Below are 12670 nucleotides of genomic sequence, written 5' to 3' on the forward strand. Positions count from 1 at the left end.
TATCTGTGAAACTTTTTCATGCTCACGAGTGAAAAGCCGCTCTGCTTTTTTGTGCAATTAGGAGGCTATCAAACACACCCATCACGCCCACCTCCCGAAGTCGAACTTGGCGAACGCGGGCTTGCCGGGCGCGAGCTCGACCCGCGAGATCGAAGTGGTGACGGGCTGGCTGGGAAGCTCCTCGGGCTGCGCGTCGGCCCACTGCCCCTCGCACCAGCTGTCGCGCCGGTCCCAGGTCACGGCGTGCACGGCCAGCTCCAGGGCCAGGTCGTCGCTGTATATGTGCAGGTAGCCACCTTCGCGGCTCACGCGGCAGTCCCCGCCGCTCGTACCAGTTGTTGATGTTCACTAAGAAGTGACGCGAATGGCCATCGGGAACCGAGCGCCGTGGCCGGGAAAAGTTGAGCAGTCTGGTCAGATTCTGGCCGTGCCCCGGGGCGTCAGGGACACGGCCAGGCCTGTGTTCTCCCGGGGCGCCGACTTTGCCGAGTGCCGCCCCGGGAAGGAAGGGGAGATGACCGTGTCCCAGGCGGACAAGGGGACATCGGGAGGATGGACGGGGACGGGGTGCCGAGGTCGCGGATCGCCCGCGAGCTGGGGGCCGGCAGGAACACCGTCGCCAAGTACGCGGACATGCGGGACATGTCGCCCGAGCCCCCGCTGGTCCGGAGGAGGGCCCGCCCGGCCACGGACGGCCTCTCGCGCCGGGTCGACGCGATCCCGGGGGCGGACCTGTCGGTGCCGCGCAAGCAGAGGCACGCGGCCAAGGGGGCCTGCGACAGGGCCGTGGACGAGATGGGCTACGAGGGCTCGCGCTCGTCGACCGGGAGGTACGTGGCCGCCTGGAGGGGCGAGCACGCGCAGGGGCCGAGGGACGGGTACCTCGAGCCCGGGCGGGCGCCGGGCACGGCGCAGGTCGACTTCGGGAACTTCCGGGCGACGGTCGCGGGACGCACGGTCGACCCGAGGCCCCTGGCGGCGACACTGCCGCACCCCGACGCCCGCTTCTGCGTCGCCCTGCCGTGCGAGAGGGCCGAGGTCTTCTGCCGGGGCCCGGGGGCGGTCTTCGGGCGGATCGGGCGCGCGCCGCGCCTGCTCGTGCCCGACGACGCCACCGAGGCCGGCAGGATGGCGTTCGGCAAGGTCACGGAGTCGGGGCTCCTCTCCCGGTTCCGGGCGCACTACCGCTGCGAGAGCCGCTGCCGCGACCCCCGCTCCGGGAACGAGAGGGGGTCGGCGGGGAACGCCGTGGGCTTCCTGCGCCGCAACCCCCTCGTCCCGGTCCCCGTGGCGGACTCGCCGGACGGGCCCGACGGGAGGCTCGCGACCGGCTGCGGCCGCACCAGCGCCGGAGCGAGGAACAGGGAGGGCAGGGGGACAGCGGAGGCGCTCCCGGAGGGCCTCGCGGGCATGCTGGCGCTGCCCGGCACGCCGTTCGACGCGGCCGGGTGGGCGCACGCGCGCGCCGACAAGCGCGTACGTGCGAGCGGACGGCAACCCATGCCGCGCCGGCCCCGCATGGCACGGCCGCGAGCTGCTGGTGGGCGTGCGCGCCCGCACCGTGGAGGTGCCCGCCGACCGCGGCAGGCACGTGGCCACGCTCGCCCGCAGCTTCGGCGAGGGCGAGACGGCGGGGAGCCCGGTCTCGCCGACGCCCGCCCTCGTCGCCCGCCCCAGGGCCCTCGGGGAGTCCACGATTCGGAGGGACGTGCCGGACGGTCCGGCGGGGGCCATCGACCGCTGCGGCAAGGCCGACGGAGGGCGGGCCCCCCGGGTGCTCGGCAGGGTCGCCGGCGTCGCGGGCTTCGGGGCGGCCTGCGAGGCCGGGGAGCGCGTGTTCGCCGGCGGGAGGGTGCCGGACGAGGCCTCCTGCGACATTCTCGCGAGGCGCATCGCCGCGGGGGGCAAGGAGGGCGCGGCGGGCCCCGACCCGTCCGCCTGCGACGGGTTCCTCGGAAGGGGGGCGGCCTGAGGTGGCCGTGGCAGACGGGCTCGCCGCAAGGGTGGTCGCCGCCGGCAGGAGGTGCTCGCCCGCGAGGTCCGTGCTCGCCGAGTGGGCGCGGAGGGGCACGCCCAGGCAGGTCGAGTACCTCGCGGGCTACCCCGGGGCCGAGTGCGCGAGCAGGGAGGCGTCGAAGCGCGCGAACCTCCTGAGGCGCTGCGCGCTGCCACGGGCCAAGAACTTCGACGGCCACGAGTGGGGGCAGGCCGGGTGGCCCGACGGCTTCGGGAGGGACGACCTGCTCTCGCTCTCGTTCCCGGGCGGTCGCGAGGACCTCGTGCCCGTGGGCGACGTCGGCACGGGCAGGACGCACATGGCGGAGGCGCCCTGCGCGCTCGCCTGCCAGCGGGCACGGCCCGCCAGGCTCCTCGCGGCCTCCTCGCTCGTGATGCGCCTGCGCCGCGCCCGCGACGACGGGAGGCCCGGCCGCGAGCCCGCCCGGCCCGGCGGGGCCGAGCTCCTGGTCATAGACGAGCTGGGCCTCCTCCCGCTCGACGCCGACGGGGCGAGGCCGCTCTTCCAGGTGGTCTCCGAGGCCTACGAGACGCAGTCGGTCGTGTTCGCGACCGACCTCGAGTTCTCCAGGTGGGGCTCGGTCTTCGGGGACGACCGGATGGCCGCGGCCGTGACAGGCCGCGTCGTACACCACGGGAGGCTCCCGCGGTTCCGCGGCGAGTCCTACCGCGTCAGGCACGCGCTGATGCAGTGAGAGCTGCTCAGAAAGCATGCCCAGAACGCGTGGACGAACTGCCCGGAAATTGGTGACCATTCTGCTCAAATCGTGTTGACAAAACACACCAGTATGGGACCCCGAACCTCCGGCCCTCGTAGCCGGCGAAGCCGTCGAAGGTGATCCTGCGCCTGGGGCACAGCCAGAGCGCGACCTCGTCGGTCACCTCGAGCGGGCGCGCCGCCGGGAGGCAGGCGGACGCGTGCTCCTCGGACGGCACGCAGGCCACGGCGCGCCTCCGCCTGTCGGCCTGCTCCGCGCACCACGGCAGCGCCTCCCCGTTGAGCGTGGTGATGTCGGTGAAGTCGCGGCCGTCGAGGAAGTTGCCCTTCACGAAGCGGATCAGCCGCTCGACCTTGCCCTTGGTGAAGGATTGGCGCGGCCCGCAGAGCCTGGTGCGGAAGCCGACGCACCCCCTGAAGGCGGCGTAGTCGCGCTGCCAGACGGGCCTGCCGTCGAGGTCGCGCCCAGTCACGACCGACTTCATGTTGTCCGCGGGCACCTCGTCGGGGACGCCCATGGCCATGAAGGCGTGGAGCATCCCTATGAGCAGGTTCTCCTGCCGCGCGTTGGGGAAGAACTCCACGCAGAAGCTGCCGCAGTGGTGGCAGACCATCGCGAAGCACGCGATCCCGTACTCCGTGCCGCCTGGGCCGACGGACGACCGTGACGAAGCCCCAGTCCATCTGATACGCCTCGCCGGGCCCCGTCCTGAACCTCTGGCCGCGGCTCCCCTGTGGTGCCACGGTCCTCCGCCTTGCGGGGACGAGGTCCCTGTGGCCGGATACGTACACTTTCACGGCGGTGAGGCCGTCCTCGTAGCCCTGGCCGAGCAGCCTCTCGTAGATCACCTGCGAGTTGGTGACTCCCCTGCGGAGCTAGTCGTCGACGGGCCCGGTGCGCCCCGTGAGCACCGTCACCTCGGCCCTCCGGCCGCTGTTACCGTGCGGGAGCGCCCTGAAGCCGTGCTTCCTGATCGTCCTGGCCTTCGACCTCGTGAGGCCCGTCCTGCGGCAGAACTCCGCCAGGTTGCACGCCTGGGGGTCGAACCCGTCGCCCGCCTCGGCGGCCATCTCCTCCAAGGCCTTGTCTATAATCTCCTGTAGGTCATCGCGTCTCTCGTTCACCTCTATAGTCCTCCTAGCGCCGGCGCATTGGCAACACCAGCTTAGGGGTCGTGAGGGGGCGTGATGGCCGTTTTTCGTTGACTGGGATTGGCAAATTGTTCCGAATATTTGTGGCTAAAGTCGCCCGGCGCTAACACTACGTTTTCCCGCCACTCTCAGTACTAGCTTACCAGCTGTACTCGGCTGGGGTATCAAAGTTCCCGTATTGTTGCCGTGGCCTTGAAGCCGTACTTGATGTAGAGCCTGACGGGCCTGATCCCCTGTTGTATTCATGCATCCCGTCCTCCAAACGTTGTCGTTTGGTACGGACTTTCGTTACCCCCCCCCTCAGCTTTTTCGACTCCACCATCAAGCCCGATGGAGATAATACAAAATACTTCGCTAGTACTGTTTTTCCCGAGGTTTTAGTAGTTGCCAAATAGCACGCACTGGCATGTGGGAATTGGCGTTACGAAAATGCATTTCACCCTGACGCACTTAATTCTTAAATATTAATCTTAGATAAGCTCATGGTGTTTTCATTATCTGGAGATGGGGATTGACGCCAGTAACCGAATAAGAGTTTCATTACATTGATTCTCGTCTGTACTCTCTGGCTCTTAATTCCTAACGGCTTAATGCAGTCTTTTGTTCGTGCTGTTCGTAATTGGATGTGAACATGTTGAAGCAAACATACGCTCCGCATCAATCAAATCGCTTGTCAAACTGGGATTTATTGAGAACAGTTTCCATGTTCCTTGTGCTGGTGATTCACTCAACATCAATGTTGGATTCAGTAGTAAAGAGCCATGCTATTACGATAGCGATAAATGAAGCTTTACTCCTTTGCGATCCAGTATTCTTCTGTCTTTCAGGGTATTTCTCTATTAAACCATTGAAAGGCTCCTATTTAGAGTATCTTTCTAAGAAATTCCGAACCGTTTTAGTTCCGATAATTATATACATTATTCCAATTTATATATATGAAGTCTATCTCGGGAGAGAAGAGTCGCTGAAATCATTTGTGGCTTTTCACCATGAGTATTTGTTCTCAGAATGGTGGTTTATACCAGAGTTAATACCATTTTTAATAATTGCACCCTTGCTGTATGTGATGCTGGAGCAACTGAGCGATGTGCATATTAGACTTGCAATAAGGATACTTTTTATCACAGCGGCTTGGGGGGCTATCTCTACGATAGCTATGCAGGTTTTTATGCGTATGCATATGACTACAAAAGCTTCCGTAGTTAGCAATTTGATGAGAATGCTTCCTGTTAGTGTGATACCGGGGTCAAGATACTTTATCTACTTTATACTTGGATATCTTGTTAAACGAATGGAAGGCTTGAAGCAAGAAAGATACAATTCCTTTCTTCTGTTAGGAATGATTGCGACGGCTATAAGTTTCATTTTGCCACTTATTGGCTTTAATCGTGATGATCCAAATCCGTTGTGGATTTTTTCAACGATAGCCACGTTCTTCGTATTTAATAGGCTGGTAATACGACGCGAAAAGTTTCGTCGCTTCCTTTTGTGGACCGCAAAGCGCTCCTATACTGTCTACTTGATACAATACACAGTGATTTCTTTTGTTAGCAAGAAGATAGGCCTATTCCAGTATTTCGCTTCTCATGGATGCGGCGTATTCCTGTCGATTGTTGCGTGGGTGCTTCAAGTGTTTATGTCGTACGGGCTTTCATTAATTCTTGCTTCAATATTTGATGCTACGATCTTAAAGGGGGTTCAGGTTTGCCTTGAAACAATTGAGGGCAAACTATCGCATTACATTCGACGCAATACTCTAGGGGAGAATTAGATCAAGTTCCTCTTGAACGCGTTGCTCAATGAGGGGATTATTTGTTTGACGAGAGCTACCGCTCCGTGCGTGCATTATGGTAGATACTCTTGCTTTCTGTAGGACTAGTGTGCGGTACTGTGCTGTGAATCCTCACAGCAAGTGCAACGATCGGTGAAAGTAAACTTCGCAGGGGCACCTCCAAGCCAGGCGCTTGCGAGGTCTGTGGTTGAGGGAGTCGTACGCCTCCCGGACCTCCTCGTCGGTGACGTCGTCGAGGCTCCTCCCCTTCGGGAACCAGTCCCTCAGGAGCCCGTTGGTGTTCTCGTTGGTGCCCTTCTGCCACGGCTGGTGGGAGTCGCAGAAGTAGACGGGCGCGCCCAGGCCCTCCTGCAGGCTCGCGGCGCACGCGAACTCGCTCCCGCGGTCGACCGTGACGGTGCGCACCACCATCCCGGCGAGGGAGCCCATGGTGACCCCTCCCACCTCGGTGCTCGTCTTGTGGGCCGCCTTGCCGCCCACGAGGTGGCCGGACCTCCTGTCGACCTGCGTCACCAGGCACGCCCCGCCCTCGCGGCCGGCGACGGTGTCCCCCTCCCAGTCCCCGATGCGGGACCTGCGCGCCACGACGGGCGGGCGCTCGGACATCTCGTGCGTGACGTGCACCCCGTACGCGCCCCTGGGCTCGCCCGACGCGTGGCGCCTCCTGCCGCGGTGCCTGAGGAAGCGCCGTGCCGCCCGGCCGCCCGGCATCTCCCGGTCGAGGTCGCCCCTGGCGATCGCGCGGCATGTCGTCGTGTCGCTCACCGAGCGCGCGGGGTCCTCCCTGGCGAGCCTGCCGGCGACCTGCTCGGGGGACCACCTCTCGTCGCGCACGAGGCGCGCCACGAGCGCCCTGGTCCCGGGGTCGTCCAGCAGGCGCGGCCTGCGGCACCTCGCCCTCCTCTCGTCCGCCCTCCTCTGAGCCGTCGAGGCCCGGTAGGAGGGCCTGTCCGTCCTGGGGTTCGCCCAGCCGTTGCGGCGTATCTCCCTCGACACCGTCGACTTGTCCCTGCCGATCTCGCGCGCGATCTGGCTGACGCCCTCCCCGTCGCGCCAGAGCAGCATGATATCCTCGCGCTCGGTGATGCTAAGATGGTCGTAGCGGTCCATCGCCGCCTCCTCGTGACTGTTCGCAAGCACCATGTCAGGACGGCGATGGGCCGCCTACCTTACGATATTCCGTTGCACTCGGAGTGTGGATTCACGCTGCTGAGGTCCATCTTCAAGCGCAACCGCAAGACCGTCATCGTGGCGAAGGAGGGCGGCGACCAGATCACCGTGACGCGTGACGCCATAGCGTCGCAGGCAACGCACGTGATCGAGGAGGACGGCGCCTACGCGGCCAAGCGCGTGAGCGTCTGGGCCAAGAAGCGCGGGCACGTGCGGGTGGCCGCACGCGTGCAGCCTGGGTGTGTTTTATCAACGCAAACTGTGCAATAGGGGATGGTGCGGAAAAGAGGCGCCATCCCATTTGCGTCACTTCTTGGTGAACATCAATACTCTGACGAGGCCGCGGTGGCAACAGCGGATGTCCGGCGGAAGACGTTGCCGAAGGTGCGGACGTAAGGAGTATGTCGGAAGAGAACAAATACCGTCTTATGCGGCGCGTTTGTGATTTAGACTTGCTGAAGTCCACTGTTTAGTACTTTCATTTGGGCTGGATGAGTCTTTCTTTCCCATGACAGGAGACGAATTATTGTGACGGAGAATTATCAGCACGGTTCCCATATCGCGGCAGCGGCAATAACCGCTGCGCTGTCCATTGCGATATCCCCCGCTGGAGTTGCACTCGCAAAGGAGCCTGCCGAGGACCAGGCTGCTGTCCAAATGGACAATACCTCCGCCTCTTCTATGGGGCATGCGCTGTCGAGTGACGCCAATTCAGAGCTTTCGGTAACCGCCACGGCTGAGGACGTCGACAGTGAAGCGAATGCGCTGGCAAGTGGTGAGGCTTCTCCCGAAAATGAGAGTGCCAATAATGTTTCGAGCAAACAAAGGAATATGGTTGGCGCAGAGTCTAAGGCGACGTTATCAAACGACGGGGGAATAGTCGCTAAGCCTTCAAGAGCACCTGCGGATCAATCCCTGCCCTCCGTTGTAAGTGACAATCATAATGAGCCAAGAACACTGGCGGAAATAGCCGCTGACAATAAAGGTGGCGCCATCGTCTCGGCGGGCACCTATGCAATAAAGAATCGCGGTAAGGCGCTTGACGTGAGTGGCGGGTCTGGTGCAGATGGCGCCAATGTACAGCTGTGGGAAGAGAACGGCACTGCTGCCCAGGAATGGAATGTGACCGTCGACGACGATGGCTTCATCACATTGAAGAATCTGAAGTCGGGGAAGGCTCTAGATGTTTGCGGCGCTTCGGGAAAGCCTGGCGCAAACGTGCAGCAATATTCTCCAAACGGGACTGCCGCACAGCGCTGGGCGGTTGAGAAGTGCAACGGGGCGCTCCGTCTTCGCTCGGCACTTGGATTCGACCTCGTTTTGGACGTGTGGGCGGGTTCAACGGCGAAGGGTGCAAATGTTCAGCTGTACACGGCAAACGGAACTGCGGCCCAAGCATGGGAGTTTGTGCGGCAGGAAGTGGGGGATATTGCCGCTCTCAATGCAGGAGGCGAGATTCTACCGTCGGACACGTATGTGATACAGGGTTCAGACTCCGGTGTGGTGCTGGAAATAGGTGGGGGATCGACTGCGAACGGCGCGAACGCAAACGTGTGGCGCGCGAATGGTTCGAGTGCGCAGATGTGGCGTGCAAGCGTCGACGAACTTGGCTATGTGACATTCGTTAACGTTCGATCGCAAAAGGCGCTAGACGTTTCCTGCGGCAACGCGCGACGTGGGCAGAATGTTGACCAGTACGACCCGAATGGCACGGGTGCGCAAAAATGGATTGCTGAAAAGAAAGACGATGCAATCGTCCTGCACTCCGCTCTCGACTATCGCCTTGTCTTGGACGTGAGCGGTGCGAACATGACTAACGGCACTAACGTCGCCCTGTGGGATGCCAACGATACGACGGCCCAGTCCTGGCATGTATGGAGAGCATGCCCCGAAGTAACGGCTGCAGGACGCTCTGTTTCAGACGGTGTATATGTGGTGAGATCTGCGAAGAGCGGAAAGGTGTTGGATGTAAGCGGCGGCAGTCTATTTGACTGCGCGTCGGTCGGCACATATGCCGCAAACGGTACGGGTGCTCAGGCGTGGCGCGTTAAGCTCGATTCCGACGGTTTCTATGAGGTTAGGAACGCCCAAAGCGGAAGGTGCTTGGATGTTGTTGACCGTGTGGTAATTCCCGGTGCATCAATCCAGCAGTGGGGATTGAGCGGACAGAGGTGGAACATAGTCGGCGACCCTACTGGCAAGGCCTTCAGAATTGTATCCGAGGTGAGCGGTCTTGCATTATCGGTCAAGCCAGACGGGGGCCTTACAACGGCTAAGGTGAACCCTGGGGACGAGTCTCAGCTCTTTGATTTTGGGGAGGCGACGCTTCCCGCACTGGCGGATGGATGGAAGACACTTACCGCATTTGGCACTGGAAAGGTGTTGGACGTTCCCGGTGGGTCCACCAAAGAGGGCGTTGCCGTGCAGACCTACACGCCAAACGGGTCTAGGGCGCAAAGCTGGTGGACTCGTAGGCAGAAGGATGGCTCGTATACTCTTCAGGCCAGCAACTCCGGTCTCTATCTTTCCGAGGCCGGCGGTGCCAAGATGGAGAAGGATGCCGGCTCTTCCAGCAGGTGGAACCTCGATTGGGGCGAGACGGGCGGATATGTTCTCAAGAACGTTCTGTCTGGCGTCCAGATGGCAGCAGACAACGTCGTATCGTGGCTCTTCTCGGCTACGACATCGGGTATTAAGGCCGGGTTCTATGAGATCGCATCCACTCTGGACCAGACTAAGAGGCTCGACGTTGCGGGCGGCAGCAAAGGCGCGGGCTCAAACGTACAGTCGTATGCAAGCAACGGCTCACTTGCGCAGAGGTACTGGATAAGGTCTGCGGGAGGGGATAGCTTCACGATTACCAACTGCAACTCCGACCTTAACTTGGATGTGAGTGGGGCTGGCACTGCAGACGGCACGAATGTTCAGCAGTACTACCGGTCCTCGTCCTCGGCGCAGAGGTTCCGCTTTACCATGGGCGAATCGGGCCTCGAGATTCGGTCCGTGCTCGGAGACGTCGTTCTTGACATTTCGGGCGCATCCAAATCTAACGGGGCAAACGTGCAGATATGGCACTCTAACGGAACCGCGGCACAGTCGTGGGTCCTGATCGAGGCGGCTGCCCCTGCGAAGATGGGCTGGCAAAACCCCAGTTGGATGTATCAGGTTAGTTGGTACAACGTCCCCTCGTCTCCCTATGCGAGCGGAATCTTCAGGTACATGTCCCCGTCGTCGGTGGGTATCGAAGACACCCGTGACCAGGTTATCAACGCCTTCGTACGGCGTGCATACGACTATCTGGGTACGCCGTATCGCTGGAACTATGCATGCGCTCCGGGTGTGGGTGTGGACTGCGTTGGCTTGGTCATGCAGTGCGCATATGCTTGCGGCATGAACCTTGGACTGGGTACCGGGGCGTACGACTTCAACCCGTACGCCCACTATGCCACGGGAAACAATGGTTGGCACAGCCATGACGCCAACAACTTCTGGAACGGCGGGAAGGGCATGCACCTTGGTATCGGTGCGCGTCAAAAGGGCGACCTCATTTCTTGGAACGGGCATATCGCCATCTATATTGGTGGTGACCGTATCATCGAGGCGCCGGGGTTTGGCCAGAGCGTGAGAATATCGAGTGTCTGGGCGTATGGCACTCCGAGGGGCGTCATCAGGATCTTTGGGTAGGATTTGGAATCTGACGCGTTGTGCGGTGCCTGCTCCTGTGGGTGGGTACCGCATTCGTCTTGGCATCATGCGGAGGATGCTTGCGTGCGTCGCATTGGGGTATCCTACTAGGAAGCGACTCGATTGGCCGGGTGGCGTACGTGCGGAAGGTGTCTTATGGGGTTCTTCAAGCGGCTCTGCCTGTTTGTGTTTGGCCTGGCCGGACTTCTGGCCCTGACGGCCTTGGTCCTGCCGTGGTTTGGCCCGTGGACCAGCGAGGCCACGGCCCTTCTAGGGGTGGACGAGTACTACATCGCCGTGGAGGCGCTGGTGCTGGTCACGGCACTAGGGTGCCTGATCTGCCTGCTGAGGTCCGTCTTCAAGCGCAACCGCAAGACCGTCATCGTGGCGAAGGAGGGCGGCGACCAGATCACCGTGACGCGCGACGCCATCGCGTCGCAGGCGACGCACGTGATCGAGGAGGACGGCGTCTACACCGCCAAGCGCGTGAGCGTCTGGGCCAAGAAGCGTGGGCACGTCCGCGTGGCTGCCCGCGTGCAGCCACTGATGACGGTGGACACCGTGGCAGCGGGCAAGGACCTGCACGACCGCTTGGTTGCCGGCCTCACGACCGTGTGCGGCGACAACGTGGACAGCGTGGACCTGGAGTTCCTGAATGCTGCGGAGTACGCCCCGACCTCGGCCCCGGCCGACGACTACGCGTTTGCGGCCAGCGACCTGGGTGCGAGTTCCTCGAGCACCGTCGATTACACGGCTGCAACCGTGGCTGCCGACTCAAGTGGCGACGACGGTCCTGTCGAGGCTGCGACGGCGGCGGCTGATTCGCCGGCGGATGGCGCTGCCGAGAAGGAGCCGGAGGCTGCGGGCGACGGTACGGATGCTGCGTCCGACGCAACGCCGTCGACGCCGGCGTCAGCTCCGGCTGAGGGCGATGCGAAATCTAACAACGATGCGCCAGAAGTCGAGGGATCCGAGATCACGGTTCCCATGGCCCGCTATGCCGGCAAGGACAGCGAGACCACGGGGGAGGAGTAGAGCATGACGGACACCAAGCCCAGGCTCACAATAGAGGGCGAGAAGGACGAGCGTGCCAACGGAGCGACCGCAGGCGGAAGCGCTGCCAACGGCGGGGCCGGCGGCAAAGGGGGCAATCCCTTCTCGCATGCGCGCGAGGCGACTGCGGCATGGCTTTCTGGCAACTTTCCCGGGCACGAGAACGCGGTGTTCGGCGGCATCTGCGGGCTGATTGTTGCGGTGCTGGTGTTTGCCATCGGCTTCTTGCGGACGCTCTTTGTGCTGCTGTGCGTACTGGTGGGCGTGGCCATTGGGCAGTACCTGGACGGGAACCCGACCGTGGTGAAGGCCGTCCGCAAGTTCTTTGGCAACGACGGCGAGTAGTAAAGACCGAGGCCGGCGCGCGCCGGCGACCGATACGGAACGACCCGTCCGAGAGGAGAGGGCAATGTCCAACAAGAGGAATTCCAGGAAGTTTGGCGAGGCGAAGCCTGCGGAGGACGCCGCCGTAGCCGACTACGAGACGAGTGACGATTCGGCGGCGGATGTCGCTACCGCGGGCGATGACTCTGCGGCAGGGGAGGCGCCGGAGGCCGGCGAGGAGCCCGAGACCATAGTTGCGAGCGTGGAGGCGAGCCAGGACGCCGCACAGGAGCAGGCCGAGGCTGCGGCCGAGGAGGACTTGGACGGCGAGGACTCGCTCACGTTCAGCAACGGCGTGATCGAGAAGATCGTGGCCATCGCGATGCACGACGTGCCGGGCGTCATCGGTATGAAGGGCGGCTGGCTCAACCGCGTGCAGGACGTGATCGGCGTGAGCGACTCGCGCAAGGGCGTGAGCGTGGAGGTGACGCCGGACGCGTCTGTGCGCGTGAACATAAGCGTGCTGATTGAGTACGGTGCGTACGCCCCGCAGGTGTTCGAGGACGTGAAGAAGGCCGTCGTGAAGAACGTCACGGGCATGACGGGGCTTTCCGTCGCAGGAGTGAACCTGCGCATCGAGGACGTGCTGACGGCCGACGAGGTCGCCGCGCGCAACAAGGCCGAGAAGGTTGCCGAGGACAAGGCCCTGGCGGAGGCTGCCGAGGCCGCGACCGCCGCCGGCGACGAGGCGGCGGAGTAGC

General features: G+C 62.4%; 14 protein-coding genes. 8 read left to right on the top strand and 6 right to left on the bottom strand.

Annotated features, from left to right (window positions below; translation table 11 throughout):
- Nucleotides 1-81 precede the first annotated feature (81 nt).
- From HF885_RS01885 to HF885_RS01895, 3 genes are all read right to left on the bottom strand, one after another.
- Complete coding sequence (locus HF885_RS01885) at nucleotides 82-309, bottom strand: hypothetical protein (RefSeq protein WP_170103291.1); 228 nt, start codon at nucleotides 307-309, stop codon at nucleotides 82-84.
- Between the two features lie 491 nt (nucleotides 310-800).
- Nucleotides 801-1148: a hypothetical protein gene (locus tag HF885_RS01890; protein WP_170103292.1), complete on the bottom strand. Its 348-nt coding sequence runs from the start codon at nucleotides 1146-1148 to the stop codon at nucleotides 801-803.
- 33 nt (nucleotides 1149-1181) lie between these two features.
- Nucleotides 1182-1412 carry a hypothetical protein gene (locus HF885_RS01895; protein ID WP_170103293.1) on the bottom strand — a complete coding sequence of 77 codons (231 nt, stop codon included), beginning with the start codon at nucleotides 1410-1412 and terminating at the stop codon, nucleotides 1182-1184.
- Nucleotides 1413-1480: 68 nt separating this feature from the next.
- Between HF885_RS01895 and HF885_RS10405 the strand changes: the two genes are divergently transcribed.
- Entirely contained in the window at nucleotides 1481-1972 is a 492-nt protein-coding gene (locus HF885_RS10405) for a hypothetical protein (protein ID WP_170103294.1), read from the top strand.
- 7 nt (nucleotides 1973-1979) lie between these two features.
- A complete protein-coding gene (locus HF885_RS10410) occupies nucleotides 1980-2711 on the top strand; it encodes an ATP-binding protein (protein WP_328804306.1) in 732 nt (243 codons plus the stop codon).
- Nucleotides 2712-2718: 7 nt separating this feature from the next.
- Here the strand turns inward: HF885_RS10410 and HF885_RS10415 are convergent, their stop codons facing one another.
- Both HF885_RS10415 and HF885_RS10420 read right to left on the bottom strand, forming a co-directional pair.
- Nucleotides 2719-3348, bottom strand: coding sequence for a hypothetical protein (locus HF885_RS10415; RefSeq protein WP_235927253.1), 630 nt, complete (start codon nucleotides 3346-3348; stop codon nucleotides 2719-2721).
- A 262-nt stretch (nucleotides 3349-3610) separates the two neighbouring features.
- Entirely contained in the window at nucleotides 3611-3859 is a 249-nt protein-coding gene (locus HF885_RS10420) for a hypothetical protein (protein WP_235927254.1), read from the bottom strand.
- 658 nt (nucleotides 3860-4517) lie between these two features.
- Between HF885_RS10420 and HF885_RS01915 the strand changes: the two genes are divergently transcribed.
- A complete protein-coding gene (locus tag HF885_RS01915) occupies nucleotides 4518-5657 on the top strand; it encodes an acyltransferase family protein (protein WP_170103296.1) in 1140 nt (379 codons plus the stop codon).
- 132 nt (nucleotides 5658-5789) lie between these two features.
- Here the strand turns inward: HF885_RS01915 and HF885_RS01920 are convergent, their stop codons facing one another.
- Nucleotides 5790-6788 carry an IS30 family transposase gene (locus HF885_RS01920; protein ID WP_206109734.1) on the bottom strand — a complete coding sequence of 333 codons (999 nt, stop codon included), beginning with the start codon at nucleotides 6786-6788 and terminating at the stop codon, nucleotides 5790-5792.
- A gap of 72 nt (nucleotides 6789-6860) precedes the next feature.
- Here HF885_RS01920 and HF885_RS01925 point away from each other — a divergent pair, with 72 nt between their 5' ends.
- The 5 genes from HF885_RS01925 to HF885_RS01945 all read left to right on the top strand — a co-directional run bounded on the left by HF885_RS01925 (nucleotide 6861) and on the right by HF885_RS01945 (nucleotide 12669).
- Nucleotides 6861-7118: a hypothetical protein gene (locus HF885_RS01925; RefSeq protein WP_170103298.1), complete on the top strand. Its 258-nt coding sequence runs from the start codon at nucleotides 6861-6863 to the stop codon at nucleotides 7116-7118.
- Between the two features lie 258 nt (nucleotides 7119-7376).
- On the top strand, nucleotides 7377-10532 hold the full coding sequence (locus HF885_RS01930) for an RICIN domain-containing protein (RefSeq protein ID WP_170103299.1): 3156 nt from the start codon (nucleotides 7377-7379) through the stop codon (nucleotides 10530-10532).
- 156 nt (nucleotides 10533-10688) lie between these two features.
- Complete coding sequence (amaP, locus tag HF885_RS01935; protein ID WP_170103300.1) at nucleotides 10689-11567, top strand: alkaline shock response membrane anchor protein AmaP; 879 nt, start codon at nucleotides 10689-10691, stop codon at nucleotides 11565-11567.
- Between the two features lie 3 nt (nucleotides 11568-11570).
- Nucleotides 11571-11930, top strand: a complete 360-nt coding sequence (locus HF885_RS01940; RefSeq protein WP_170103301.1) for a DUF2273 domain-containing protein — start codon at nucleotides 11571-11573, stop codon at nucleotides 11928-11930.
- 64 nt (nucleotides 11931-11994) lie between these two features.
- Complete coding sequence (locus HF885_RS01945) at nucleotides 11995-12669, top strand: Asp23/Gls24 family envelope stress response protein (RefSeq protein ID WP_235927255.1); 675 nt, start codon at nucleotides 11995-11997, stop codon at nucleotides 12667-12669.
- The last annotated feature ends 1 nt before the right edge of the window (nucleotide 12670 follow it).

Origin of the sequence: Parafannyhessea umbonata (genome assembly GCF_012844235.1) — a bacterium.
Classification (GTDB): Bacteria; Actinomycetota; Coriobacteriia; order Coriobacteriales; family Atopobiaceae; genus Parafannyhessea.